Genomic DNA, 25714 nt, shown 5'->3' with positions numbered 1-25714 from the left:
GGCCCAGCCACTGCGGCTGGGCTTGGCTGATTTACGCTAGCCCGCTTTGCTGCCATACTTCGCTTCTGAATAATTTCCAGGCAGAAGCAGCAACACTGTTCCTTGTCCCCTGTCCATGGCTATCCTGTCCGACATCATCCTGTATCCGATCAAATCGTGCGCCGGCATCCACTTGCAGGAGGCAGTGCTCACGCATTCCGGACTGATGAGCGAACACGTGTTCGACCGCGAATGGATGGTGGTGGACGCGCAAGGCCGCTTCCTGACCCAGCGCGAACATCCGCGCATGGCGCTGATCGTGCCGCGCATCAAGGCCACCACCCTGGAATTGCGCGCGCCGGGTATGCTGCGCCTGGAAATCGAACTGGGCTTGCCGCACCCGCAACACTCGCCCATGCTGGAAGTGCACGTGTGGGACGATAGCGTGCGCGCCTACGATTGCGACGACGTCACGGCCACCTGGTTCAGTCAGGCCATCGGCGTGCCGTGCCGCCTGGCGCGCTTTCATCCGGACGTGGTGCGCGCCACCAGCACCAAATGGACCGATGGCGTGGCCGCCTCGACCATGTTTGCCGATGGCTACCCCCTGCTGATTGCCGGCAGCGCCTCGCTGGCCGATGTCAATGATAAACTTCGTGCCGCCGGCCGCGAGGCGCTGCCGATGAACCGTTTCCGTCCCAACCTCGTGATCGGCGACATCGGCGCCTTCGAGGAGGACTACGCCGCGTTCCTGCAATTCGGCGCGACTACCTTGAAACCCGTCAAGCCGTGCTCGCGCTGCCCGATCCCGTCGGTGGACCAGGCCACGGGCGTGCCCGGACCGGACCCGCTCGACGTCATGCATGGCTATCGCGCCAAGCCCGAGCTTGACGGCGCTATCTGCTTCGGCATGAACGCCATCGTCACCGAAGGCGGCGATGAGCGTATCGTGGTGGGGCAGGACATCGGTTTCGAACTGGCATTTTAAGCATGGCGCCCGCACACAAGGGTTTAAGGTTTCTATGAATCAAGCAATACCGCCGGACCCGCGCATTGCCAGCCTCGAAGCCGAAAACCAGGCCTTGCGCGCGCGCATGGCTTTCCTGCTGGAACAGGTCGAGCGCAACCACGACATCATGTGCCGCCACCAGGCATTCGACCTGGAAATCGTCAGCGCGTCCACGTTTCCCGAACTGATCGGCACTATCTTCCGTACCCTGCCCGTGATTTCCGACCTCGACGGCGTCACGTTGAGCCTGCTCGACGAGGATGACGATATCGTGCTGGTGATGGAAAAGCTGGGCGTCGATTTCAGCGCCTTCCCGCAGTTGCTGTTCGTGCATGCCGTGGCGGAGCTGGGCTTTGCCGCACCAAAGCCCGTGGCCGAGGGGGAAGCGGCCTTGCCGCCGTTGCCGCTGCTCGGTGCGTTTGATGCTGCCGTGCATGGCCCGCGTTTTCCGCAGATCGACGCTTTGCGCAGCGTGGCGCTGGTTCCCTTGTTGCGCAACAAGCGCCTGATTGGCAGCCTGAACCTGGCCAGCAGCGACGTGACGCGCTTTACGCCCGCGCTGGGCACGGATTTCATCAAGCACATGGCGTCCATCATCGCCATTTGCCTGGAAAACGTGATCAGCAATGAAATGCTGAAATACATCGGCTTGACCGATTCCCTGACGGGCGTCTATAACCGCCGCTATATCGACCGCCGGCTGCTGGAAGAAATCGCCCGCGCGCGGCGCCAGAATTATTGCATTTCATGCATGTATATCGATATCGACCATTTCAAGCTGGTCAATGACACGCATGGGCACCAGGGCGGCGATGAAGTGCTGCGCGAAGTGGCCACGCGCATCCGCACGGAATTGCGCCGCTCCGATGCGCTGGGCCGTTTCGGCGGCGAGGAATTCGTCGTGCTGCTGATCGACGCTGACCTCGACAGCGCGACCTTCGTTGCCGAACGCATCCGCACCAGCATCGCCGGCACCATGTTTGACTTGCCGGGCAGCGCGCAGGCGTGGGTCAGCGTGTCGATCGGCGTGGCCAGCCTGGAAGCGGACGCGGCCTTGCTGCCGATTGAAACGGTGGCGCAGCAACTGGTGGCGCACGCCGACCAGGCCCTGTACCAGGCCAAGGCCGATGGCCGCAACAAGGTCGTCAGCTGGCAGGCGCAGCCCGACTAATTATTTTAATAGTAAAGTTTCAGCCTTGGCCACGGCATCGGCCGTGCCGCGCAGCACCACCACGTCGCCGCTAGCCAGCTGCGTCTCGGGGGTGACCTCGAGGCGGCCGCGGCCGCGGCGGATGGCCGTCACGAACGCGCCGCAGCCGGCCACGTCGATCGCACTCAAGGGCAAGTCCACGCAATGCGCGCCCTCGCTGACGGTGACCGTATGCAGGCGTTCCAGCTCGGCATCGTCGCCCGCGTCGCTGGAACCGTGGAAATAGCCGCGCAAGGACGCATAGCGCTCTTCGCGCGCCGCCTGCACCCGGTGCACCACGCGGCGCAGCGGCACGCCCATCATGATCAGCGCGTGCGAAGCGAGCATCAGGCTACCTTCCATCAATTCCGGCACCACTTCCGCCGCGCCCGCCTTCTTCAACTGGTCGAGGTCGGTATCGTCGTGGCTGCGTACGATGACGGGCAAGGTCGGTGCCATGTCGTTAAGTAAATGCAATAGCTTCAGTGCCGAGGGCGTATGCGCATACGTGATCACCACGGCGCTGGCCCGGTAGATGCCGGCCGCCACCAGGCTTTCGCGCCGGCCGGCGTCCCCATACGACACGTGGGCGCCGGCCAGCTGCGCTTCCTGCACCCGTTCCGGGTCCAGGTCCAGCGCGTGGTATTCGATCTTTTCTTCCGTCAAAAGGGTGGCCAGGCTTTGCCCGCTGCGCCCGAAGCCGGCGATCAGCACGTGTTTCTGCGAGGCCATGGTGCGCGTGGCGATCTTGGTCAGGGCCAACGATTGCATCATCCAGTCGTTGGCCGCCAGTTTCATGACGATGGCGTCGGACTTGGCGATGAGGAAGGGCGCCACCAGCATCGACAGCACCATGGCTGCCAGCACCACTTGCACGACGAACGGGTCCATCAGCTTGATGCCGCCGGCCAGGTTCAGCAGCACGAAGCCGAACTCGCCCGCCTGCGCCAGTCCCAGTCCTGTGCGCAAGGCCACGCCGTTGCTGGACCCGAACAGCCGGGCCAGGCCCGCGATCAGGGCGAATTTCAGGAGGACGGGGCCGCATAGCAGCAGCAGGACGAGCCACCAGTTCTCCAGCACCACGCGGATATTGAGCAGCATGCCGACGGTGATGAAGAACAGGCCCAGCAGCACGTCGCGGAAGGGCTTGATATCCTCCTCCACCTGATGCTTGAATTCCGTCTCGGAAATGAGCATGCCGGCAACAAACGCGCCCAGGGCCAGCGACAGCCCCGCCCGTTCCGTGATCCAGGCCGCCCCCAGGGTAATTAACAGCAGGTTGAGCATGAACAATTCTTGCGAGCGGCGCTTGGCGACGATGGTGAACCAGCCGCGTACCAGTTTCTGGCCGATGAACAAGAGCAAGATGAGGACGACCAGGGCCTTGCCGCCGGCCCAGGCCAGGGTTTCGGCCAGATTGTCGGAATCGCGCGTGAGGGCGGGAATCAGGATCAGCAGGGGCACCACGGCCAGATCCTGGAACAGCAAAATACCGATGATCTTGCGGCCGTGTTCGCTTTCCAGTTCCAGCCGCTCCGTGAGCATTTTCGAGACGATGGCCGTCGACGACATGGCCAGCGCGCCGCCCAAGGCGAACGCGGCTTGCCAGCTCAGGTGGATGTAGGCGGACAGATAACGGGCGACGAACCAGCCGAAGACGACGGTGGCGATGATGGTGGTGACCACCTGCGCCATGCCAAGGCCGAAGACGATGCGCCGCATGGCGAGGAACTTGGGAAGCGAGAATTCGAGCCCGATGGAAAACATCAGGAAGACGACGCCGAACTCGGCCAGGGTGTGGCTGGCCTCGTTTTCCGCCGCCAGGCCCAGCGCATGGGGCCCGATGACGATGCCAACGGCCAGGTAGCCCAGCATGGGCGGCAAATGCAACATTCTGAAAGCGACCACGCCCAGCACGGCGCTGCCGAGTAACATCAGGGTCAGTTCAAGCGAGGAAAACATGGGTTGCCCGGTGCGGTCAATGGAAATCGTTGTTTGTTGTGACTGGCAAGTTTTTTGCTTTCCTAATTCGTTTATACTTTGGGCATGAGTGTAACCCATGAAAAAACAATGCTGAAAGCTTTTGATCGAATTGACATGCAAGCGACGACCGAGCGCGCCGTCGCGCTGGCCCGCACCACCTTGCAGATCGAGTCCGACGCCATCGTTGCGCTGCATGCGCGCCTGGCCACGGACGACAGCGTGGGCCGCGCCGTGGCGATGCTGCTGCAATGCAAGGGGCGTGTCGTCGTCTCGGGCATCGGCAAATCCGGCCACATCGCGCGCAAGATTGCCGCCACCCTCGCTTCCACCGGCACGCCGGCCCTGTTCGTGCATCCGGCCGAAGCGGCCCATGGCGACCTGGGCATGGTCACCTCGGACGATGCGTTTATTGCCATCTCGTATTCGGGCGAATCGTCGGAACTGATGGCCATCATGCCCGTCGTCAAGCGCATGGGCGGCGTGCTCATTTCCATGACGGGTAAACCGAACTCCAGCCTGGCCCAGCTGGCCGACGTGCACCTGGATATTTCTGTTGAAAAAGAAGCCTGTCCGCTGAACCTGGCGCCGACGGCCAGCACCACCGTCACCCTGGCCCTGGGCGACGCGATCGCCGTGGCCTTGCTCGACTTGCGCGGCTTCAAGGAAGAGGATTTCGCCCGCTCGCATCCGGGCGGCGCCCTGGGCCGCCGCCTGCTCACGCACGTGCATGACGTCATGCGCAGCGGCGAGCAGGTGCCGAAAGTGCCCGTGGAAGCGTCGCTGCTGCAGGCTCTGGAAGAAATGACCCGCAAGGGCATGGGCATGACGGCCGTCGTCGACGCGGACAACCGCCCGGTGGGCGTGTTTACGGATGGCGACTTGCGCCGCATGTTCGAGCGCGTGCAGGATTTCACGCAAGTGGAGATCCGCGACGTCATGCATGCGCAGCCGCGCAGCATCGCGCCCGAACGCCTGGCCGTCGATGCCGTGGCCGTGATGGAGCAGTTCCGCATCAATCAGATGCTGGTCGTCGATGCCGACGGCAAGCTGGTGGGCGCGCTGCATATCCATGATCTGACGCAAGCGAAGGTGATCTGATGGACAGCGTAGCGGACAACCTGGCGCGCGCGGCCAAGGTCAAACTGATGATCTTTGACGTCGATGGCGTGCTCACCGACGGCAGCCTGCATTTCGGCCCGGACGGCGAGATGATGAAAACGTTTAATGTGTATGATGGCCTGGGCATCAAGCTGCTGCAGGAATCGGGCGTGCAGACGGCCATCATCAGCGCGCGCCGCTCGGCCATCACGGCGCGCCGCGCGCAAGACCTGGGCATTACCCATGTGCACCAGGGCGGCCACGACAAGCTGACGCCGTTTCGCGAACTGCTGGCGTTGACGGGCTTGACGGAAGAGCAATGCGGCTATATCGGCGACGACGTCATCGATGCGCCCATCCTGAAACGCGTGGGCTTTGCCGTCAGCGTGCCGGGCGGGCGTCCGGAAGCGCAGGGCCTGGCCCACCATGTGACGCAGGCCGGCGGCGGCCGCGGCGCGGTGCGCGAGATCTGCGAATTCCTGCTGCGCGCCCAGGACAACTATGCGCGCGTCATGGCGCCGTTCCTGGAGTGAGGCGCGCCGCCTCGCCAGTGACCTTTGAAAGAGTGAAGCCCTATGCGTAAGCCAGGAGGCGCCCATCGCTGGCGCATGATTTTTACCGTGCTGGGCGCGGTCGTCGTCGCGTTGGCCAGCTTTTGGCTGCTCGAAGTGATGAACAAGAATAGCCAGGACATCACGGCCAGCAAGCATCTGGATGAGCCCGACTATTTCATCACCAATTTCAGCATGGTGCGCATGGATTTGACAGGCAAGCCCAGCTATATTGTGTCGGGCACCAAGCTCACGCATTATCCGCTGGACGATTCGTCCGATATCGACCAGCCCTTCGTGCGCAAGCTCACGCCCGGCATGCCGCCGTTGAACATGAATGCGGAACTGGCGCATATCGACCAGGACAATACCCGGCTGCAACTGCACCGCAAGGTCGTGATCGACCGCGTGGCCAGTCCGAAGGCGCAGAACCTGACGGTCAGGACGGAAGCGCTGACGGTGTTTCCGGACGAGGAAAGAATGGAAACGGACGTGCCTGTCGATATCCTGACGGGCGCCTCGCGCATCAATGGCATCGGCATGAAGGCCAATAACGCCACCGGCGTGGTGGAAGTGCAGAATGCGCTGCGCATGGTCCTCCCGCCGAAACCGCGCCCGGCCGCGGCGGCAAAATGACAGAACGAAACAAGGAAACCATACTATGAAGAATATCTTGCTGTTGACTCTATTCTCGACCGTTTGCTCGTTGGGCGTGATGGGCGTGGCGCATGCCGAGAAGGCCGATTCCGAGAAGGAAGCCGTCATCACGGCACGCAGTGGCCACGTCGATGACGTCAAGCAGGTGCGTACCCTGACGGGCGACGTCGTGCTGGTCAAGGGGACGCTGACCATGAAGGCGGGCCGGGCCCTGATCACGGAAGACCCGCAAGGCTACCAGTTCATTACCTTCTGGGCCGATCCCGGCAAGCTGGCCACCTTCCGCCAGAAGCGCGATGGCGCGGGCGACCTGTGGGTCGAAGGCGAAGCGGAGCGCGTGGAATACGACAACAAGACGGAAGTGGTGAAACTGTTTTCCAAAGCCAAGCTGACGCGCCTGGAAGGCACGAAAGTGACCGACGTGGCCAATGGCGCCTTCATCTCGTATGACAGCCGCAAGGAAGTGTTTGCGATGGAAAATTCCGATAGCGGCACCAGCACCGCCGATGGCGGCAGCGTGCGCATGGTGATCCAGCCGAAGACCAAGGCGCCGGCGGCGGAGAAAGCGCCGGCCACGCCTGCGCCAGGAAAGAAATAATGGACAATACACGTTGCGGCAGCACCCTGATCGTTCGCGGGCTGCAAAAAACCTATGGCAAGCGGCAAGTCGTGCATGATGTCTCGCTGCAAGTCGAATGCGGCGAAGTGGTGGGGCTGCTGGGCCCGAACGGCGCCGGCAAGACCACCTCGTTCTACATGATCGTCGGCCTGGTGCCGTCCGACGGCGGCAGCATCGATATCAGCGGCGTGGACATCTCCAGCCTGCCGATCCACCGCCGCGCGCAGATGGGCCTGTCCTACCTGCCGCAGGAAGCATCCGTCTTCCGCAAGCTGACGGTGGAAGACAATATCCGCGCCGTGCTGGAGATCCAGACCGTCGAAGGCCGTCCTTTGACGAAGGCCGAGATCGAGGAGCGGCTGGATAAATTGCTGGCCGACTTGCAGATTGAAAAGCTGCGTGAGAACCAGGCGCTGTCGCTGTCCGGCGGCGAGCGCCGCCGCGTGGAGATCGCCCGCGCGCTGGCCACCGATCCCCGTTTCGTGCTGCTCGACGAACCGTTCGCCGGTGTCGACCCGATCGCCGTGATCGAAATCCAGCGCATCGTGCGCTTCTTGAAGGAGCGCAATATCGGCGTGCTGATCACCGATCATAATGTGCGCGAGACGCTGGGTATTTGCGACCGTGCCTACATCATCAACCAGGGCTCGGTGCTGGCGTCGGGACGCCCCGACGACATCATCGCGAACGAGTCGGTACGCCGGGTCTATCTGGGCGAACACTTCCGTATGTAAGCCAATGAAACAATCATTGCAGCTGCGCACTTCGCAGCACCTGGCACTGACGCCGCAGTTGCAGCAATCGATACGCCTGTTGCAATTGTCTACCCTGGAATTGCACCAGGAACTAGAGCAATTGCTGACGGACAATCCCTTGCTCGAACGCCTGGACGATCCGCTCGACCGTTCGCTGCGCCTGCTGTCCGACGGCGCCTTGAGTTCCACGGCCGCGCCGGCCGAAGCGCCGCCCCAGCCGCCAAGCCAGGAGGCGCCTGCGGCGCCGGCCGAAGCGGAAACCTTTGACGGCGAGGCGGGCGAGGGCCCGGCCGCCGCGGACGGCGGCGACAGCGACTGGAGCGAGGCGAGCCGGGGCAAGGCGCCCGACGACGAAGATTCGCGCCCGCAATTGGAGGCCCATCACTGCACCCTGCGCGAACACCTGATGGAGCAGATGCGCGTGACGGTGCTCGAATTGCGCGACCGCGCGCTGGTCGAGCTGATCATCGACGCGCTCGACGACAATGGCTACCTGGAAGAGTCGCTCGACGACATCCTGGCGCGCCTGCCGGAAGAGCTGGAAATCGACGCCGACGAGATGCGCACGGCTTTGTCTCTCTTGCAAAGTTTCGATCCCCCGGGCGTGGGCGCGCGCAATGCGTCCGAATGTCTGGCGCTGCAAATCAAGCGCTTGCCGCACATCGCCATGGTGACGCGCCGCATGGCCCTCGTCATCGTGGAAAAGCACCTGGCCTGGTTTGCCCAGCGCGACTTCAACAAGCTGAAAAAAGCCCTCGACTGCGACGATGAAGACTTGCGCGAAGCGCAGACGGTGATTCGCCAATGCAACCCGCATCCGGGCGCCGTGTTCGCCTCGGACGTGTCCGATTACGTGGTGCCCGACGTCGTCGTCAAGCGCGCGCGCAACGGCTGGCAAGTCACCCTGAACAACGACGTCATGCCGCGCCTGCGCGTCAACGCCATGTACGCCAACTTGCTCAAGCAGGGCAAGGGCGAGGGCGCGATGGGCGCACAGTTGCAGGAAGCCAAGTGGCTGATCAAGAATATGCGCCAGCGCTTCGACACGATCCTGCGCGTGGCGCAGGCGATAGTAGAAAGACAAAAGAACTTTTTCTCGCATGGGGCCGTTGCCATGCGCCCCCTTGTGCTCCGTGAAATAGCTGATACACTGGGTTTACACGAGAGTACTATCTCGCGGGTAACAACTCAAAAGTACATGCTGACCCCGCACGGCATGTTCGAGTTGAAATATTTCTTTGGTAGCCACGTCGCCACCGAAGCGGGGGGCGAAGCGTCATCGACGGCGATACGGGCATTGATCGTGCAACTGACAGGAGCAGAAGACCCTAAAAATCCTTTATCCGACAGTAAGATTGCGGACATGCTGGGGGAACAAGGCATGGTGATTGCGCGACGTACTGTTGCCAAATACCGGGAAGCATTGAAAATTCCGCCAGTGAGCCTGCGTAAGTGTTTGTAAGTTTTTTTCGGTTCCTCTGCGGGCCGGATAGGATGGACCGCACGAACCCGATCATCTTTAGGAGTGTGTATGAATCTCACCATCAGCGGACATCATCTCGAAGTGACACCAGCCATCCGTGAATACGTACAAACGAAGCTGGAGCGCGTGAAACGTCATTTCGATCAAGTCATCGATATTGCCGTGATTCTGACCGTGGATAACCTCAAAGAGAAAGAAAAACGTCAAAAGGCCGAAGTCAACCTGCGCCTGAGTGGCAAAACTGTCTATGTGGAAAGCTTGGCGCACGACCTGTATGCCGCCATCGATACCCTGATCGACAAGCTCGATAGGCAAGTGATGAAGTACAAAACCAAAGTGCAAGGGCACGGTAAAGAGGCGATCAAGCATCTGCCAGACAACTCAGAGGAAGACGCCGTCGTCGCCGTCTAAGGCCACCCGCTTCCAGCAGTTGTGATCAACTAAGGGCGCACATTGCGCCCTTTTTTGCGCCTGGACCTGTTGAACGCAATCTTCCCCGCGCAGGCGCTAGAATGTCCTCCACTCTTACTTCTTTTCATTTTGCCATGAGCGACTTCGTCCAGACCTCCATCCGACACCGTACCGGGCATATCGTGCTCGACCGTCCGAAAGCCTTCAATTCCCTGTCGCTGGAGATGGTGCGCGCCCTGAGCGCGGCCCTGCTGGCCTGGCGCGACGATCCGCAGGTGGACGCCGTCGTCATCCGATCCAGCAGCGACAAGGCTTTGTGCGCCGGCGGCGACATCCGTTTCTTTTACGATGCGGGCCTGGCCACGCCGCAAGGCGGCAGCGCCTTGCTGGAAGATTTCTTTACGGAAGAATATGCGCTCAACCATCTCATTCATTTCTATCCGAAACCGTATATCGCCGTGATGGATGGCGTGGTGATGGGCGGCGGCATGGGCGTGGCGCAAGCCGGGCCTGGCAACCGACTGCGCATCGTCACGGGCCGCACGCGCATGGCCATGCCGGAAGTCAATATCGGCCTGTTTCCCGACGTGGGCGGCAGTTATTTCCTGTCTCGCCTGGCCGGTCAACTGGGCCTGTACCTGGGCTTGACGGGCTTGACGATCAACGCGGCCGATGCGCTGTACACGGGCCTGGCCGATGTCTACCTGCCCGAGGCGCAGATGGGAGCGCTGCTGGCCCTGTTCGAATCGACGCCGGGCGAGGCCTTGCCGGTGGCCATCAAGGCGCTGGCGGCGCCGTTCCAGGCCGAGGCGGGCGTTTCTGCCCTGGCCACGGCGCGCGCGGCGCTGGACCGCCATTTCGGCGCCCCTTCCGTGGCCGCCATCATGGCTTCGCTGGCACAGGACGACAGCGGGTTCGCCGCCAGGGCCCTGGCGGCCATGCGCCTGCGTTCGCCGCTGATGATGTCGGTGACCCTGGAATTGCTGCAGCGTGGCGCCCACCTGGGTGTGGCCGATTGCCTGCGCATGGAGCGCACGGTGGTGCGCCACAATTTCGCGCATGGCGAAGTGCTCGAAGGCGTGCGCGCGCTGGTGGTGGACAAGGACAATGCGCCGCGCTGGAACCCTGCCAGCCTGGACGAGGTCGACGCGGCCATGGTGGCGCGCTTCTTTGCGCCCGTCTGGCCTGCCGCGGCGCATCCGCTGCGCCACCTCGATTAACTAGCTGCGCTCGCGGTGGCGCAGCACGACTCTTTCATTGGGGCCGAAGTATTGCGCCAGCCGTTCCGCCATGTACACGGAGCGGTGCTGGCCGCCCGTGCAGCCGAGGGCCACCGTCAGGTAGCTGCGGTTGTCGGACTTGAATGACGGCAGCCATTTCTCGATGAAGGCGCGGATGTCGGCCAGCAGTTCCAGCGCGCTCGGCTGCGCGTCGAGGAAGGCGATCACGGGAGCGTCGCGGCCGTCGAGGGGGCGCAGCGCCAGGTCATAATAGGGATTGGGCAAGGCCCGCACGTCGAAAACGAAATCGGCGTCGAGCGGTACGCCCAGCTTGAAGGCGAACGATTCGAAGAACAGGGTCAGCGGCGCGCGTTCGGAGGCGACGATATCCTTGATCCAGGCGCGCAATTTGTTGGCGCTCAGTTCCGACGTGTCGATCACATGGCCCAGCTGCTCGATGGCCGACAGGCGTTCGCGCTCTTCCGAGATACACTCGATCAGGGTGCGGCGGCTGGCCGGATTCTGGTTCGGACGCAATTCGTGCGACAGCGGATGGCTGCGCCGCGTTTCCGAGAAGCGCGCCACCAGCGAATGCGTGGTGGCCGTCAAAAACATGACCTTGACGTCGTGCCCTTGGTCGCGCAGCAGGGCCACATTGTGCGGCAGGCTGGTCAGCGACTCGGCGCTACGCGCATCGACGGCGACGGCCAGTTGCGGCGTACCTTCGTCGAGCAGCGTTTGCACCAGACTGGGCAGCAAGGCCGGTGGCAGGTTGTCGACACAATAGTAGCCGGTATCTTCCAGCACATTGAGCGCGACGGATTTACCGGAGCCGGATATTCCGGTGATAAGGACGATATGCATACGGCGATCATACAATAAAGATCGGCACTGTGCTCCCAAGGCAATGATCTTTACAAATGATTGCAATTTCGTATGTGTATTTCGTAGGTCGGTTTAACGCAAAGCGGTGCAGCAGGGAATTCACGCAGCATGGCTGCGTGCCTGCGTAACGGTCCTCGCTTGCAAGCGAGGGCTCCTGCCGACACCCGCTAACAATGCCGTCGGATTACGCGGAGCCTTGCCCCGCCTCGGCGGCCCCGCTAACGACCTTGTTAATCGCCGCTCATTGCCAACCTTTGCCGCTCCATGAACTCCTGCAAGGTGTCGATGCCGCGCAGCTGCAAAATGGTGTTGCGCACGGCCGCTTCCAGCAGCACGGCGATGTTGCGGCCGGCGGCGACGGGGATGACGACCTTGCGCACGGGAAGGCCGAGCACGTCTTCCGTGGGGAACAGGAAGGGCAGGCGCTCGACTTCCTCTTCCAGCGCGTTGCGGCGCACGAGGTGCACGATCAGTTTCAAGCGCATCTTGCGGCGCACGGCTGTTTCGCCAAAGATGGCCTTGATGTCGAGCAAGCCCAGGCCCCGCACTTCCAGCAGGTTTTGCAGCAGGGGCGGGCAGCGGCCTTCGATCATGTTCGGCGCGATACGCGAGAACTCGACGGCGTCGTCGGCCACCAGGCCGTGGCTGCGCGAGATCAGCTCCAGGCCCAGTTCGCTCTTGCCCAGGCCCGAATCGCCCGTGATCAGCACGCCCACGCCCAGCACGTCCATGAACACGCCATGCATGATGATGCGCTGCGCCAGTTTTTTCGACAGGTAGACGCGCAGGAAGTCGATCACTTGCGCGGCCGGCAGCGGGGTGGAGAACAGGGGGATGTTTTGCTCGTCGCAGATGGCGAGGATGTCGGGCGGCGTTTCCAGCCCTTGCGCGATGATCAGCGCGGGCGGGCCGCCGGCGATCAGCTCGCCGATCACGTGGGTGCGCGTATTGACCTTCAGGCGCTGGTAGTAATTGATTTCCTGGTGGCCGAAGACCTGGATGCGGCCCGGATGGATCAGATTCAAGTGGCCCACCTGGTCGGCGGCCGACGAGACGTCGCCCGAGATCAGGCGTTCGCCGCCGGGGAAGCCGGCGAACCAGCCCAGTTGCAGACTTTCACGATTATCGTCGTACAGGCGTTGTATCGTCAGCGGCGTTTGCAACATGGCAGTCTTCTTCAGGAGTGGAGGAATACCTGAGTTTAACCCGCCGCTTGCAGACTGGGTTGCCAATTGACGATGCGCGAATGCACGGATTTCGGTTCCGGATCCGTGGCCAGCGCCGTGCGGAAGGCATCGTCGGAAAACATTTCGGCGATTTCCGACAGGATTTCCAGATGTTGCTGGGTGACATGATCGGGAATCAGCAGGAAAAACAGCAGGTTGACGGGCTTGCCATCGGGCGACTCGAACGGAATCGGTTCGGCCAGGCGCACGAAGGCGCCCAGCGGCGATTTCAAGGTTTTGCTGCCCTTGACCCTGCCATGCGGCACGGCCACGCCATGGCCCAGACCCGTCGAGCCCAGACGTTCGCGGGCAAACAGATTGTCCGAGACGGTAGAGCGGGCGATGCCGTAATTGTTTTCGAAGATCAGGCCGGCTTGCTCGAAGGCGCGCTTTTTACTGGAGACTTCCAGGTCCAGCAGGACGTTTTCGAGAGATAGTATTTTGCTAAGATTAGTCATGACACTCAATGAAATGGTGCAATGCGCAGAGGGCTTGCGAGCCGAATTATAGGCCTGTTTTCGCGGCCTGTAACGCCAATTCTCAACAGTATACGCCCGCTGCGGGCGCAGTGGGCGCTACGGCCCATGTTGCCATCATTTTATCAAAAAAATAACGTCGGCGTGTATCGGCTATTTCCTGATTAAAAACACGCGGCGCGCCGGTTTTTCCGCCGCCGAATGCCGATTTTCCGATTTTTCAGCGTCTTTGACATGCTCTGCGGCACGACTGCAACGTTGTTTTAAAACACAGCCAACATTCCTGCTGGCATGGTTTTGTGGTGTGGCGCGGTGTTGCCTAGCGTTACTGACGGGCGTTGCGCAGATTGCCCGGCATCGCTCCCGTGCTGAAGTTGCTGCGCCAGGGATTGATATCGAGGCCGCCGCGGCGCGTATAGCGCGCATACACGGACAGCTTTTGCGGCTTGCATTGACGCAAGATATCGACAAAGATGCGCTCCACGCATTGCTCGTGGAATTCATTGTGCTCGCGGAAACCGATCAGGTAGCGCAACAGGCTTTCCTGGTCGATCTGCGGTCCCGCATACGCGATCTGCACGCTGCCCCAGTCGGGCTGGCCCGTCACCAGGCAATTCGATTTGAGCAAGTGCGAGACGAGTTTTTCTTCCACCGGCGCCTCGTCCAGCGCCGCATTCAAGAGCAGCGGCGAGGGCGTGTATTGCGTGATTTCCAGATCCAGGCGGTCCAGCAGCACGCCGTCGAACTCGCCCATTTTCAGCTTGCCGAAATCTTCCTGCAAGGTCAGCTCCACTTGCACGGGCGCGCCGAAACCAGTCGATAAATCCTGCTTGAGCAGGGCCAGCAGCGCATCCGGGCTGTCCAGTTTGGTCTGGTTGAACGAGTTCAGGTACAGCTTGAACGATTTCGACTCGATGATGTTCGGCGAATCGGCTGGCGCGCTGACCTTGGCGATGGCCACCTGCGGCTTGCCGCGCTGGTTCAGCCACGACAGTTCATACGCATTCCAGATGTCGAGGCCGAAGAACGGCAGGGTGCCGCGCAATTCCAGCTCGTCGCGCTTGCCCTGGCGCGGAATCGGAAACAGCAATTCCGGCGCGTAATCGGTGCGGTAGGCGGAGCTTTTGCCCAGCGGGGATTGTTCGGCGAGGTCGTTGGTGGTGGTCATGATGGCGTGGCTACAAATTCTGTGAAGGCTGAATGGTAGCCTATTTCAACCCAACGGCAAGGACCGGGGTCGGACCCGACGGGGGAATGCGTCCCGGTGGGGCGCATTCCGATCGCGAAGCGACTGACCCTGTTATTACCCGAGGAACAGCTTGTAGACAGGATTGCTGCTCTCATCCCAATAACGGTACCCCAGGGTATCGAGGAAGCGGGCGAATTCTCCCATTTCATCGGGTGGCACCTGCAGGCCGATCAGGATACGGCCCACGTCGCCGCCCTGGCTGCGGTAGTGGCACAGGGAAATATTCCAGTTCGGCGCCATGCTGTCGAGGAAGCGCATCAGCGCACCGGGGCGTTCGGGGAATTCAAAGCGGTACAGCAGCTCGTCCTGGGCCAGCCGGCTCTTGCCGCCGACCAGGTGGCGGATATGCGACTTGGCCAGCTCGTCGTGGGTCAGGTCGAGCGTCTTGAATTCATGTTCCTCGAACGTCTTCGCCAGCACGCTCGATTCATGCCGGTCGGCGATCTGGATGCCGACGAAGACGTGCGCGGCTTTTTCATCGCTGATGCGGTAGTTAAATTCCGTCACGTTGCGCGCGCCGATGAGCGAGCAGAAACGCTTGAAGCTGCCCCGCTGTTCGCGCATGGTGACGGCAAACACGGCTTCGCGGAATTCGCCCAGTTCGGCCCGTTCCGCGACGAAGCGCAAACGGTCGAAATTCATGTTCGCGCCGCAGGCGATGGTGACCAGCGTCTGGTTGACGATGGGGTGCTTGCTCAGGCTGGCCCGCTCCACATACGCCTTGGCGCCGGCGATGGCCAGCGCGCCGGCCGGTTCCAGGATGGAGCGCGTATCCGTAAACACATCCTTGATGGCGGCGCAGATGGCGTCCGTGTCGACGATGATGATTTCATCGACATATTGCTGCGCCAATCGGAAGGTTTCCTTGCCGACCAGGCGCACGGCCGTGCCGTCCGAAAACAGGCCCACGTCTGGCAGGGTGACGCGTTCGCCCGCCTTCAGCGAGCGCGCCATGGCATCCGAATCGACCGTTTGCACGCCGATGATCTTGATGTCGGGGCGAATCTGTTTCACGTAGGCCGCCACGCCAGAGATCAGGCCGCCGCCGCCGATGGCCACGAAGATGGCGTGGATGGGGCCGGCATGCTGGCGCAGGATTTCCATGCCGATCGTGCCCTGGCCAGCGATCACGTCCGGGTCGTCGAACGGGTGCACGAAGGTCAGCTTCTGTTCTTTTTCCAGCGTCAGCGCGTGGTTGTAGGCATCCGTGTAGGACTCGCCGTGCAGCACGATTTCCACGTGCACGCCGCCGCGCGCCTTGACGGCGTCGATCTTGACGGGGGGCGTGGTGGTCGGCATGACGATGACGGCGCGGCAGCCCATGCGGGCGGCCGACAGGGCCACGCCCTGGGCATGGTTGCCGGCCGAGGCGCAAATGACGCCGCGCTTGCGTTCTGCATCGCTGAGCTGAGCCATCTTGTTGTAGGCGCCGCGAATCTTGAAGCTGAACACGCTTTGCATGTCTTCGCGCTTGAAGTAAATCTGGTTGTTCAGGCGCTGCGACAGGGCAGGGGCCAGTTCCAGCGGCGTTTCGGTAGCGACGTCATAGACGCGGGCGGTCAGGATTTTCTTGAGGTAGTCGATGTTCATAGTCTGCAAGCAAGTGATTCTGGGCCAGAAAGGGTCTGGAGCGTGTCGGGCGATAGCGGCGGCGCCGTGGCGGATAGCCTGGCGACAATCATGCTCTGTGGAACTGCGGGCGGGTATGCCTTTGCCGGCCGTCGCCGATTGTGCGGCGCGCAAGCTGCTCTTCATTATAATGGAGAGCCTTACTGCATCGCGAAGTGTTCCATGATCGAATCCGCAATCGCCTGGCTGCTGCAGCTGATCGCAGCGCCGGAAGTCGGGCTGACCTCGATCTTTCTGATCAGCTTTATTTCCGCCACCTTGTTGCCGCTCGGCTCGGAGCCGGCCGTCTTTGCCGTCATCAAGGCCAATCCCGCGCTGTTCTGGGCCGCCATCGGCGTCGCCACCCTGGGCAATACTCTGGGCGGTGTCGTCGACTACTGGCTCGGCTACCGGGCCAAGCAGGCGTTTGCCAAGGAGCGCGACACGCGCTGGTTCCGCTGGCTGGCCCGCTATGGCGCCAAGACCATGCTGCTGGCGTGGCTGCCTCTCGTGGGCGACCCCCTGTGCACCCTGGCCGGCTGGCTCAAGCTGCCGTTCTGGCCCAGTGTGGCCTACATGGCCATCGGCAAGTGTGCGCGCTACCTGACCATGACGGGCTTGCTGTTGTACGTGCCCGATGGCGTATGGCAGCGGATCGGGCAAATGCTGGCGTGAATGGGACTGCCTGCAACGCCAATTTGCCCCATTTTTGGGCAGTTCGATAGTTTGTGGTCGAGTCCGATTCTTGGCATTTTCACGTAAAAAAATCAGGAAAACTGGTTTTTTATTCATGCAAAAGTGGGCTTTTCCGTATTTGCTATGGTGGCCGATGCGGTGCTTAAACCTTAGGCGTCCTAAGGCTGTTCCGGCATGGTGCGGCGCAATAAGATAAAATGGGTCTTTAGGGTCCAGTCCACACCGTCACCACACTCCATGAACGCTCCCGCACAACTCCAAGCTTTACTGGCAGAAACGCCGAATGGTCCCGCAGCAAGCCGCCTGCGCGAAATCCCGTATAACTACACGTCGTTTTCCGATCGCGAGATCGTCATACGCCTGTTGGGGGAGGACTCCTGGCGCCTGCTCGACGAGCTGCGTGGCGCCCGCCAGACGGGCCGTTCGGCCCGCATGCTGTACGAGGTGCTGGGCGATATCTGGGTGGTGCGCCGCAATCCGTATCTGCAAGATGACTTGCTCGACAATCCGAAGCGCCGCCAGGGCTTGATCGATGCCTTGCATCACCGCCTGGCCGAAGTCGACAAGCGCCGCCTGTCGATCGATGCGGCCGGCGGCGACGCTGCCGCCAGCGGCGAACCGCCCGAGGTTGCGCAGGCGCGCAGCAACAATGTCGAACTGCTGCTGAAAGCGGCCAGCAAGGCCGTGGCCGACTTCGGCGACGAATTCCGCAAGACCTACGATTTGCGCAAGCGCACGGTCAAGGTGCTGGGCCGCTACACGGAAAAGCACAATGTGCGCTTCGACGGCATGACGCGCGTGTCGCACGTGACGGACGCCACCGACTGGAGGGTGGAATACCCGTTCGTCGTGCTCACGCCCGACACGGAAGAGGAAATGGCCGGTCTGGTGAAGGGCTGTATCGAACTGGGGCTGACCATCATTCCGCGCGGCGGCGGCACCGGCTACACGGGCGGCGCGATTCCCCTGACGCCGATGTCGGCCGTCATCAACACGGAAAAACTCATCACCCTGGGCGCCGTGGAAATGATGGTCTTGCCCGGCCTCACGCACGAATACGCGACGATCAATTCGGGCGCGGGCGTAATCACGAATAAAGTGTCGGAAGCGGCGGAAAAGGCCGGCTTCGTCTTCGCCGTCGACCCGACCTCGGCGCACGCCTCTTGCATCGGCGGCAACGTTGCCATGAATGCGGGCGGCAAGAAGGCCGTGCTGTGGGGCACGGCGCTCGACAACCTGGCCTCGTGGCGCATGGTCGACCCGAACGGCGACTGGCTCGATGTCACGCGCCTCGACCATAACCTGGGCAAGATCCACGATATCGCGCTGGCACGTTTCCAATTGGAATGGCGTCACCCGAGCACGCGCGACGCGACGAAACCGAACCCGCCATTCAAGACGGAAATCCTGGAAATTCCTGGGCGCAAGTTCCGCAAGGAGGGCCTGGGCAAGGACGTGACGGACAAATTCCTCGCCGGCTTGCCGGGCATCCAGAAAGAGGGCTGCGACGGCCTGATCACGTCGGCGCGCTGGATTTTGCACAAGATGCCGAAATTCGCCCGCACCGTCTGCCTGGAATTCTTTGGCCAGGCGCGCGACGCGATCCCGTCGATCGTGGAAATCAAGGATTACCTCGATGGCTTGCCGGCCAAGGGCGAGCAATACACGAGCATCCGCCTGGCGGGTCTGGAACACCTGGACGAGCGCTACCTGCGCGCCGTCGGCTACGCCACCAAGTCGAAACGGGGCGTGCTGCCGAAGATGGCCCTGTTTGGCGACATCGTCGGCGACGATGAAAATGCCGTCGCGCAAGCGGCATCGGAAGTGGTGCGTATCGCCAACACCCGCGTGGGTGAAGGCTTTGTCGCCGTCAGCGCGGAAGCGCGCAAGAAATTCTGGCTCGACCGCGCCCGCACGGCCGCAATCGCCAAGCACACCAATGCGTTCAAGATCAATGAAGACGTGGTGATTCCGCTCAATCGCATGGGCGAATACACGGATGGCATCGAACGCATCAATATCGAGCTGTCGATCAAGAACAAGCTGCAACTGGCCGAGGCCCTGAGCGAATTCTTTGCCAAGGGCAACTTGCCAATTGGCAAGAGCGACGATGCATCCGACGACCGGGTCGACGACGCGGAAATGCTGGGCGACCGCGCCGAGCAGGCGCAGCAGTTGCTGGCGCAAGTCACCGGCCGCTGGAGCTATCTGCTGGCCCAGCTGGACCGTCCGCTGGCGGACGTGACGGGAGAATTGGCCGAACTGGGCATGGAGCGTTTGCTGCCCGTGTTCGATGCGCGCCTGCAAACGCAGCCGGATGCCACCCTGTTTGACGTGGTGCAGGACCGCACCGTGCGCATTACCTGGAAGCAGGAAATTCGCGCCCAGCTGCGCCAGATCTTCAACGGCGCCGCCTTCAAACTGATCCTCGACGAGGCCACCGCCATCCATGCGCGCATCCTGCGCAGCCGCGTGTTCGTCGCGCTGCACATGCATGCGGGTGACGGTAACGTCCATACGAACTTGCCCGTCAACTCGGACAATTACGAAATGCTGCAGGACGCGCACCAAGCCGTGGGCCGCATCATGGTTTTGGCCCGCTCGCTGAATGGCGTGATTTCCGGCGAACATGGTATCGGCATTACCAAGCTGGAATTTTTGACGGAAGAAGAAATCGGCGAGTTCCGCAGCTACAAGCAGCGCATCGATCCGGAGGGCCGTTTCAACAAGGGTAAATTGCTGAACCTGCCAGGCATGGGCGCCGACTTGCGCAATGCCTACACGCCATCGTTCGGCCTGATGGGGCATGAATCCTTGATCATGCAGCAAAGCGATATCGGCGCCATCGCCGACAGCGTCAAGGATTGCTTGCGTTGCGGCAAGTGCAAACCCGTGTGCTCGACCCACGTGCCGCGCGCGAACTTGCTGTACTCGCCGCGCGACAAGATCCTGGCGACGTCCTCGCTGATCGAAGCCTTCCTGTACGAAGAACAGACGCGCCGCGGTATTTCCATCAAGCATTGGGAAGAATTCGAGGACGTGGCCGACCACTGCACGGTCTGCCATAAATGCGTCACGCCTTGCCCTGTCAACATCGATTTCGGCGACGTGTCGATGAACATGCGCAATCTGCTGCGCAAGATGGACAAGAAGAGCTTCAATCCGGGCACCAAGGCGACGATGCTGTTCCTCAACGCCACCGATCCCGTGACCATCAACGCCACGCGCAAGGTCATGATCGGCTGGGGTTACAAGGCGCAGCGCCTGGGCCACGATTTGCTGAAGAAATTTGCCAAGAAGCAGACCAAGGCGCCGCCGCCATCGACGGGCAAGCCGCCCGTCAAGGCGCAGGTGATCCATTTTATTAACAAAAAGATGCCGGGCAACTTGCCGAAGAAAACGGCGCGCGCGCTGCTCGACATCGAAGACGATAAAGTCATCCCGATCATCCGCAATCCGAAGACGACGACGGCCGATACGGAAGCCGTGTTCTACTTCCCAGGTTGTGGTTCGGAACGGCTGTTCTCGCAAGTGGGCCTGGCCACGCAAGCGATGCTGTGGGAAGTGGGCGTGCAGACGGTCTTGCCGCCGGGCTATCTGTGCTGCGGTTATCCGCAACGGGGCGCGGGCGAGTTCGACAAGGCCGAGAAGATGATGACGGATAACCGCGTCCTGTTCCACCGCATGGCCAACACGCTCAATTACCTGGACATCAAGACAGTGCTCGTCTCGTGCGGCACCTGCTATGACCAGCTGGCGACCTATCAATTTGAAAAGATTTTCCCCGGCTGCCGCATCATGGATATCCATGAGTATTTGCTGGAGAAAAACGTCAAGCTGGAAGGTGTGAACGGCACGCGCTATATGTACCACGAGCCATGCCACAATCCGATGAAGCTGCAGGAGTCGGGCAAGACCATCAATTCCCTGATCAGCACGGTAGATAATGTGAAGATCGAGAAGAATGACCGTTGCTGCGGCGAATCGGGTTCGCTGGCCGTCACGCGCCCCGACATCTCCACGCAAGTGCGTTTCCGCAAGGAAGAGGAGATGGTCAAGGGCGCCGACAAGCTGCGCGGCGATGGTTTCACGGGTGACGTGAAAATCCTCACCAGTTGCCCGTCGTGCCTGCAAGGCTTGTCGCGCTACAATGACGATTCGGGCACGACGGCCGACTACATCGTCGTCGAGATCGCCAAACACTTGTTGGGAGAGAACTGGATGCCGGATTACGTGAAACGCGCCAATGACGGCGGCATCGAACGGGTGCTCGTGTGACCTGTGATTTATGCCAGTTGCTCGATAGCTTAGCCAACAAGCAGGGCTGTGAAGCCTTGCTGTGGCGCAGCGAGCGCCTGTCCGTGGTGGCCGTCGACGACCCAAGCTACCCCGGCTTTTGCCGCGTGATCTGGAACAAGCACGTGAAGGAAATGACGGATTTGACGCCCGGTGAGCGCAACTATGTCATGGAAGTCGTGTGGCAAGTCGAGCTGGCCGTGCGCGAAGTGATGCAGCCGGAAAAGGTCAACGTGGCCAGTTTCGGCAACATGACGCCACACGTGCACTGGCACGTGATTCCCCGCTACCGCGACGACGCGCATTTTCCCCATCCCAGCTGGGCGGTGGTCCAGCGCGAGACGGCGCCCGCCGTGCTGGCCGCGCGCCGCGCCTTGCTGCCGGCCTTGCGCGACGCCATCCTTCAACGTTTATCCGCATAAAGTATTGTCATGACTGAAAAAGCAGCAACGCCTCAACCCACCGGCTTGACCGTGCACAACCAGTCGCGCGTGCTCGACGTGGTTTTCGATGATGGCAGCACATTTGCGTTGCCGTTCGAATACCTGCGCGTGTACTCGCCGTCGGCCGAAGTGCAGGGCCATGGCAAGGGCCAGGAAACCTTGCAGTTAGGAAAACGCCTGGTGGGCATCACGGGCCTGGAGCCGGTCGGCAACTACGCCGTGCAGCCCACTTTCAGCGATGGCCACAATTCCGGCCTGTACACCTGGGCCTATCTGTACAAGCTGGGCGCGCAGCAAGCGACCCTGTGGCAGGATTACCTGGACCGCCTGGCGGCCGCCGGCTACCCGGGCGATAGCGGCCGCGACGCCAAGGCCGACATGACGGTCAAGCAATCTTCCGGCCATGTTCACGGACCCAGCTGTGGCCACAAACACTGAAGTGAAAAAAATAATGCGGTAAGCTTGTCGGATTGCCGCATATCCATTCGTCGTATGAATGCCCGCGCTTGCGGGCATTTTTCTTTTGGAGAAGAGACTATGGAATACCTGATCCTGATCTACGCCGATGAATCCCGCTATGAAACCATGCCGGAAGGACAGATGGCCAGCCTGATGGCTGACTTTGCCAGTTACACGCAGGACCTGGAAGCGGCGGGCGTGCTGCGCGGCGGCGCCGAACTGGCGCCCGTGCGCAGCGCCACCAGCGTGCGCGTGCAAAACGGCAAGCCTGTCGTCACGGACGGGCCGTTCGCGGAAACCAAGGAGCAGCTGGGCGGCTACTATCTGCTGGACTGCGCCCACCTGGACGAGGCGCTGGCCTGGGCCGCGCGTTGCCCGGCAGCGTCCCTGGGCACCATCGAAGTGCGGCCCGTCACGGCTTGAGCGTGGCCGGCGACGCCATTGCGGTCGTCGAACACGTCTTTCGCCAGGAAAGGGGCAGGGTGCTGGCCGGCCTGATGCGGCGTTTCGGCGACCTTGGCCTGGCGGAAGATGTGTTGCAGGAAGCGTGCCGCAAGGCGCTGGAACTGTGGCCGCGCACGGGCATCCCCGATCATCCTGCCGCCTGGCTCAGTGCCGTGGCGCGCAATGCGGGCCTCGATCACGTGCGCCGCGCGGGCAAGAGCGTCAGCGAGGCCGAGGCCGTGCTGTCCTGCCTGCCGGCGGCCATGCTTGAGGAAACGCACGCCATCGGGGACGACCGCCTGCGCCTGCTGTTCATCTGCTGCCATCCCGCGCTGGCGCCGGAGGCGCAGGTGGCGCTGGCCCTGCGCACCCTGTGTGGCTTGACCACGGTCGAGATCGCGCGCGCCTTCGGCGTGGCCGAAGCGGCCCTGTCGCAGCGGCTTTTGCGCGCCAGGCGCAAGATCGCCGAAGCGCGCATCCCGTTTGAGTTGCCACCGGAGCAAGAACTGCAGCCACGGCTGGCGCAAGTGCTGCACGTGATGTACCTGGTGTTCAGCGAAGGCTATTGCGCCAGCGGCGGCGATGCCTTGCTCCGTGCTGACCTGTGCGCGGAAGCGTTGCGGCTGGGGCGGCTGCTCGACAGCCTGCAACCGGGCCAGCCGGAAGTGCAGGGGCTGTTGGCCCTGATGCTGTTGCAGGCGTCGCGCGACCCTGCCCGCCTCGCGCCCGAGGGATATTTGCTGACCCTGGAAGAGCAGGACCGGCGCCTGTGGCAGGGGGACTTGATTGCCGAGGGACTGGCCGTGCTGGAACTGGCCTTGCCGGCGCGCGTGCCAGGGCCATACCAGTTGCAGGCGGCCATTGCCGCTCTGCATGCCAAGGCGGCTGCGGCCAGCCAGACGGACTGGCGCCAGATCAGCGTCCTGTACGGCGCCTTGCTGCGGCACAAGCCGGAACCCTTGATCTTGCTCAATGCCGTGATCGCCTGCGCCATGGCGCATGGCGCCGAACACGGCCTGGCGTGGCTGGCGCGCCTGGAAGCCGTGCCCAGCCTTGCCAGCTCGCATTACCTGCACGCGGCCCGGGCCGACTTGCTGCGCCGCCAGGGCGACCGGCCGGGGGCGCTGGCGGCGTATGCCCGGGCGGCAATGCTGGCTTCGAATGCAGTGGAAAGGCAATACCTTCTCCGGCGTCACGGGGAAATGCGCCTGCCGCTTGTATAATGCTCCCAAGTTCAAACAGACTGCCTACCATGACCAATACGACCCATTTCGGATACAAAACAGTTGCAGAAGACGACAAAGTGCGCGAAGTCGCCAAGGTGTTCCATTCCGTCGCTGCCAAATACGACGTGATGAACGACTTGATGTCGGGCGGGCTGCACCGTCTGTGGAAGACGTTTACCATTGCCAACGCGGGCGTGCGCCCCGGCTTCAAGGTGCTCGACATCGCCGGCGGCACGGGCGATTTGTCGAAGGCGTTCGCCAGGCAGGCCGGTCCTACCGGCGAAGTGTGGCTGACCGATATCAATGAGTCGATGTTGCGCGTGGGCCGCGACCGCCTCTTGAATCGCGGCTTGCTCACCCCCACCTTGTTGTGTGACGCGGAAAAACTGCCATTCCCCGATAATTATTTCGACCGTGTCAGCGTGGCCTTCGGCCTGCGCAACATGACGCACAAGGATGTGGCGCTGGCGGAAATGCGCCGCGTGCTGAAACCGGGCGGCAAGCTGCTGGTGCTGGAGTTTTCCAAGGTGGCGGCGCCCCTGCAAAAGCCGTACGACCTGTATTCGTTCTCGGTCTTGCCGTGGTTCGGACAGAAGATCGCCGGCGACGCGGAAAGCTATCGCTACCTGGCAGAATCGATTCGCATGCACCCGGACCAGGAGACGCTGAAGACCATGATGGAAACGGCGGGCCTGGAGCGCGTGCAGTACTACAATTTGACGGCAGGCATAGCCGCTTTGCATACCGGCATCAAGATGTAATGCATCAACGTTGGTGATTTTAGGAGATGGAATGAAATTGAAGAAATTTATGGTCGGCATGATGCTGGCCGCGACCACTGTATCCATGCTGGGCGAGGCGCTGGCCCGTCCCATGGGCGGTGGCCGTTCGTTTGGCCGCCAGTCGCAAAACGTGGGCCGCCAGGCGCCCGCACCGGCGCCAACCCCGGCACCGGCTGCCGCGCCACGCCAGGCGCAACCTGCGCCAGCCCCCGCACCGGCACCTGCCGCCAAGGCACCGAGCCGCTGGAAGGGCTTGCTGGGTGGCGCCTTGCTGGGCCTGGGCTTGGGCGCGCTGCTGTCGCATTTCGGCCTGGGCGGCGCCCTGGCCAGCATGATCAGCACCCTGCTGATGGTGGCCTTGCTGGCCGGCGTGGTTTATTTCATCTACCGCATGGTGCGTGGCAAGCGCGACAATAACGCCAACGCCAACGCCAACGCCAACGGCAATACGCCGTTCGCCGGCTTCGGCAACCAGCCTGCGCCGGCCGGCAACGTGCCCGACATCGGTTCGCGCATTCCGCCGCTGCCGCCGCTGCAACCCGTCTCGTCCGGCGTCGGCCTGGACAAGCCGGCACCGGCTGCCGCGCCATGGGGCGTGCCAAGCGACTTCGACAAGGAAGCCTTCTTGCGCCACGCGAAAAGCAATTTCATCCGCCTGCAAGCGGCCTGGGACAAGGCCGACGTCAACGATATCCGCGAATTCACGTCGCCGGAAGTGTATGCGGAACTGCGCATGCAAATCCAGGAACGGGGCGCGCAGCCGGACTTTACCGATGTCGTCACTATCGATGCCGAATTGCTGGGGATCGAGACGAGCGTTAACGATTACCTGGCCAGCGTGAAGTTTACGGGCCTGATCCGTTCGGCACCGGGCGCCGCGGCGGAACCGTTCGCGGAAGTATGGAATATGTCGAAACCCGTCAGCGGCAATAGCGGCTGGGTATTGGCAGGCATCCAGCAGTTGAATTAA

General features: G+C 62.0%; 24 protein-coding genes. 18 read left to right on the top strand and 6 right to left on the bottom strand.

What is annotated here, in order from left to right; translation table 11 throughout:
* The first annotated feature begins 115 nt into the window (after window positions 1–115).
* Complete coding sequence (locus tag AC54AF_RS02295; RefSeq protein ID WP_496635106.1) at window positions 116–967, top strand: MOSC domain-containing protein; 852 nt, start codon at window positions 116–118, stop codon at window positions 965–967.
* A gap of 34 nt (window positions 968–1001) precedes the next feature.
* A complete protein-coding gene (locus AC54AF_RS02290) occupies window positions 1002–2159 on the top strand; it encodes a DUF484 family protein (protein WP_131689908.1) in 1158 nt (385 codons plus the stop codon).
* On the opposite strand, the gene AC54AF_RS02285 is transcribed toward AC54AF_RS02290, so the two are convergent.
* Entirely contained in the window at window positions 2160–4139 is a 1980-nt protein-coding gene (locus AC54AF_RS02285) for a cation:proton antiporter domain-containing protein (protein ID WP_496635104.1), read from the bottom strand. It abuts the gene before it with no gap.
* An 84-nt stretch (window positions 4140–4223) separates the two neighbouring features.
* Between AC54AF_RS02285 and AC54AF_RS02280 the strand changes: the two genes are divergently transcribed.
* The 8 genes from AC54AF_RS02280 to AC54AF_RS02245 all read left to right on the top strand — a co-directional run bounded on the left by AC54AF_RS02280 (window position 4224) and on the right by AC54AF_RS02245 (window position 10954).
* A complete protein-coding gene (locus tag AC54AF_RS02280) occupies window positions 4224–5258 on the top strand; it encodes a KpsF/GutQ family sugar-phosphate isomerase (protein WP_496635102.1) in 1035 nt (344 codons plus the stop codon).
* Entirely contained in the window at window positions 5258–5791 is a 534-nt protein-coding gene (locus AC54AF_RS02275; protein ID WP_077398943.1) for a KdsC family phosphatase, read from the top strand. The genes AC54AF_RS02280 and AC54AF_RS02275 overlap by 1 nt, the downstream gene beginning before the upstream one ends.
* Window positions 5792–5833: 42 nt before the next feature.
* Window positions 5834–6445: an LPS export ABC transporter periplasmic protein LptC gene (gene lptC / locus AC54AF_RS02270; protein WP_496635099.1), complete on the top strand. Its 612-nt coding sequence runs from the start codon at window positions 5834–5836 to the stop codon at window positions 6443–6445.
* A gap of 25 nt (window positions 6446–6470) precedes the next feature.
* Complete coding sequence (gene lptA, locus AC54AF_RS02265; RefSeq protein ID WP_131688952.1) at window positions 6471–7064, top strand: lipopolysaccharide transport periplasmic protein LptA; 594 nt, start codon at window positions 6471–6473, stop codon at window positions 7062–7064.
* Window positions 7064–7819, top strand: coding sequence for an LPS export ABC transporter ATP-binding protein (gene lptB / locus AC54AF_RS02260; protein WP_099378489.1), 756 nt, complete (start codon window positions 7064–7066; stop codon window positions 7817–7819). Before lptA ends, lptB begins: the two co-directional genes overlap by 1 nt.
* 4 nt (window positions 7820–7823) lie before the next feature.
* Window positions 7824–9302: an RNA polymerase factor sigma-54 gene (locus AC54AF_RS02255; RefSeq protein ID WP_131688951.1), complete on the top strand. Its 1479-nt coding sequence runs from the start codon at window positions 7824–7826 to the stop codon at window positions 9300–9302.
* 69 nt (window positions 9303–9371) lie between these two features.
* Window positions 9372–9734, top strand: a complete 363-nt coding sequence (hpf, locus tag AC54AF_RS02250) for a ribosome hibernation-promoting factor, HPF/YfiA family (protein ID WP_035824124.1) — start codon at window positions 9372–9374, stop codon at window positions 9732–9734.
* 134 nt (window positions 9735–9868) lie between these two features.
* The gene (locus tag AC54AF_RS02245; RefSeq protein ID WP_496635435.1) at window positions 9869–10954 is read left to right on the top strand and encodes an enoyl-CoA hydratase/isomerase family protein; all 1086 of its coding nucleotides are present in this window, start codon (window positions 9869–9871) and stop codon (window positions 10952–10954) included.
* Here the strand turns inward: AC54AF_RS02245 and rapZ are convergent, their stop codons facing one another.
* From rapZ to ilvA, 5 genes are all read right to left on the bottom strand, one after another.
* Window positions 10955–11818 carry an RNase adapter RapZ gene (gene rapZ, locus AC54AF_RS02240; protein WP_035824128.1) on the bottom strand — a complete coding sequence of 288 codons (864 nt, stop codon included), beginning with the start codon at window positions 11816–11818 and terminating at the stop codon, window positions 10955–10957.
* A 251-nt stretch (window positions 11819–12069) separates the two neighbouring features.
* On the bottom strand, window positions 12070–13005 hold the full coding sequence (hprK, locus tag AC54AF_RS02235) for an HPr(Ser) kinase/phosphatase (RefSeq protein WP_034753337.1): 936 nt from the start codon (window positions 13003–13005) through the stop codon (window positions 12070–12072).
* A 35-nt stretch (window positions 13006–13040) separates the two neighbouring features.
* Window positions 13041–13523, bottom strand: a complete 483-nt coding sequence (locus tag AC54AF_RS02230; RefSeq protein WP_034753339.1) for a PTS sugar transporter subunit IIA — start codon at window positions 13521–13523, stop codon at window positions 13041–13043.
* A gap of 343 nt (window positions 13524–13866) precedes the next feature.
* Window positions 13867–14709, bottom strand: a complete 843-nt coding sequence (gene queF, locus AC54AF_RS02225) for an NADPH-dependent 7-cyano-7-deazaguanine reductase QueF (protein WP_496635095.1) — start codon at window positions 14707–14709, stop codon at window positions 13867–13869.
* Window positions 14710–14844: 135 nt separating this feature from the next.
* Entirely contained in the window at window positions 14845–16380 is a 1536-nt protein-coding gene (ilvA, locus tag AC54AF_RS02220; protein WP_131688947.1) for a threonine ammonia-lyase, biosynthetic, read from the bottom strand.
* A 201-nt stretch (window positions 16381–16581) separates the two neighbouring features.
* Between ilvA and AC54AF_RS02215 the strand changes: the two genes are divergently transcribed.
* From AC54AF_RS02215 to AC54AF_RS02180, 8 genes are all read left to right on the top strand, one after another.
* Window positions 16582–17073, top strand: a complete 492-nt coding sequence (locus AC54AF_RS02215; protein ID WP_131688946.1) for a VTT domain-containing protein — start codon at window positions 16582–16584, stop codon at window positions 17071–17073.
* Window positions 17074–17331: 258 nt separating this feature from the next.
* On the top strand, window positions 17332–21372 hold the full coding sequence (locus tag AC54AF_RS02210) for a DUF3683 domain-containing protein (protein ID WP_496635092.1): 4041 nt from the start codon (window positions 17332–17334) through the stop codon (window positions 21370–21372).
* The gene (locus AC54AF_RS02205; protein WP_496635091.1) at window positions 21369–21812 is read left to right on the top strand and encodes an HIT family protein; all 444 of its coding nucleotides are present in this window, start codon (window positions 21369–21371) and stop codon (window positions 21810–21812) included. The genes AC54AF_RS02210 and AC54AF_RS02205 overlap by 4 nt, the downstream gene beginning before the upstream one ends.
* Window positions 21813–21821: 9 nt before the next feature.
* Window positions 21822–22271 carry a gamma-butyrobetaine hydroxylase family protein gene (locus tag AC54AF_RS02200; RefSeq protein WP_496635090.1) on the top strand — a complete coding sequence of 150 codons (450 nt, stop codon included), beginning with the start codon at window positions 21822–21824 and terminating at the stop codon, window positions 22269–22271.
* 99 nt (window positions 22272–22370) lie between these two features.
* Complete coding sequence (locus AC54AF_RS02195; RefSeq protein WP_131688942.1) at window positions 22371–22715, top strand: YciI family protein; 345 nt, start codon at window positions 22371–22373, stop codon at window positions 22713–22715.
* Window positions 22716–22717: 2 nt separating this feature from the next.
* Window positions 22718–23959 (top strand): RNA polymerase sigma factor, encoded by a 1242-nt coding sequence (locus AC54AF_RS02190; protein WP_496635088.1) that lies wholly within the window; start codon window positions 22718–22720, stop codon window positions 23957–23959.
* 29 nt (window positions 23960–23988) lie between these two features.
* Window positions 23989–24723, top strand: a complete 735-nt coding sequence (gene ubiE, locus AC54AF_RS02185) for a bifunctional demethylmenaquinone methyltransferase/2-methoxy-6-polyprenyl-1,4-benzoquinol methylase UbiE (protein ID WP_010394608.1) — start codon at window positions 23989–23991, stop codon at window positions 24721–24723.
* Window positions 24724–24754: 31 nt separating this feature from the next.
* Window positions 24755–25714 carry a Tim44 domain-containing protein gene (locus AC54AF_RS02180; RefSeq protein ID WP_496635086.1) on the top strand — a complete coding sequence of 320 codons (960 nt, stop codon included), beginning with the start codon at window positions 24755–24757 and terminating at the stop codon, window positions 25712–25714.

The organism is Janthinobacterium sp. JF4, assembly GCF_059617925.1.
The sequence above is the reverse complement of the archived record's forward strand: the minus strand, read 5'-3'. Positions and strand labels throughout refer to the sequence as shown.

Bases quoted from the DNA above. Each gene is read 5' to 3' on its own strand.
- AC54AF_RS02295 (WP_496635106.1), top strand. From the start codon at position 116: ATGGCTATCCTGTCCGACATCATCCTGTATCCGATCAAATCGTGCGCC.
- AC54AF_RS02290 (WP_131689908.1), top strand. From the start codon at position 1,002: ATGAATCAAGCAATACCGCCGGACCCGCGCATTGCCAGCCTCGAAGCC.
- AC54AF_RS02285 (WP_496635104.1), bottom strand. From the start codon at position 4,139: ATGTTTTCCTCGCTTGAACTGACCCTGATGTTACTCGGCAGCGCCGTG.
- AC54AF_RS02280 (WP_496635102.1), top strand. From the start codon at position 4,224: ATGAGTGTAACCCATGAAAAAACAATGCTGAAAGCTTTTGATCGAATT.
- AC54AF_RS02275 (WP_077398943.1), top strand. From the start codon at position 5,258: ATGGACAGCGTAGCGGACAACCTGGCGCGCGCGGCCAAGGTCAAACTG.
- lptC (WP_496635099.1), top strand. From the start codon at position 5,834: ATGCGTAAGCCAGGAGGCGCCCATCGCTGGCGCATGATTTTTACCGTG.
- lptA (WP_131688952.1), top strand. From the start codon at position 6,471: ATGAAGAATATCTTGCTGTTGACTCTATTCTCGACCGTTTGCTCGTTG.
- lptB (WP_099378489.1), top strand. From the start codon at position 7,064: ATGGACAATACACGTTGCGGCAGCACCCTGATCGTTCGCGGGCTGCAA.
- AC54AF_RS02255 (WP_131688951.1), top strand. From the start codon at position 7,824: ATGAAACAATCATTGCAGCTGCGCACTTCGCAGCACCTGGCACTGACG.
- hpf (WP_035824124.1), top strand. From the start codon at position 9,372: ATGAATCTCACCATCAGCGGACATCATCTCGAAGTGACACCAGCCATC.
- AC54AF_RS02245 (WP_496635435.1), top strand. From the start codon at position 9,869: ATGAGCGACTTCGTCCAGACCTCCATCCGACACCGTACCGGGCATATC.
- rapZ (WP_035824128.1), bottom strand. From the start codon at position 11,818: ATGCATATCGTCCTTATCACCGGAATATCCGGCTCCGGTAAATCCGTC.
- hprK (WP_034753337.1), bottom strand. From the start codon at position 13,005: ATGTTGCAAACGCCGCTGACGATACAACGCCTGTACGACGATAATCGT.
- AC54AF_RS02230 (WP_034753339.1), bottom strand. From the start codon at position 13,523: ATGACTAATCTTAGCAAAATACTATCTCTCGAAAACGTCCTGCTGGAC.
- queF (WP_496635095.1), bottom strand. From the start codon at position 14,709: ATGACCACCACCAACGACCTCGCCGAACAATCCCCGCTGGGCAAAAGC.
- ilvA (WP_131688947.1), bottom strand. From the start codon at position 16,380: ATGAACATCGACTACCTCAAGAAAATCCTGACCGCCCGCGTCTATGAC.
- AC54AF_RS02215 (WP_131688946.1), top strand. From the start codon at position 16,582: ATGATCGAATCCGCAATCGCCTGGCTGCTGCAGCTGATCGCAGCGCCG.
- AC54AF_RS02210 (WP_496635092.1), top strand. From the start codon at position 17,332: ATGAACGCTCCCGCACAACTCCAAGCTTTACTGGCAGAAACGCCGAAT.
- AC54AF_RS02200 (WP_496635090.1), top strand. From the start codon at position 21,822: ATGACTGAAAAAGCAGCAACGCCTCAACCCACCGGCTTGACCGTGCAC.
- AC54AF_RS02195 (WP_131688942.1), top strand. From the start codon at position 22,371: ATGGAATACCTGATCCTGATCTACGCCGATGAATCCCGCTATGAAACC.
- ubiE (WP_010394608.1), top strand. From the start codon at position 23,989: ATGACCAATACGACCCATTTCGGATACAAAACAGTTGCAGAAGACGAC.
- AC54AF_RS02180 (WP_496635086.1), top strand. From the start codon at position 24,755: ATGAAATTGAAGAAATTTATGGTCGGCATGATGCTGGCCGCGACCACT.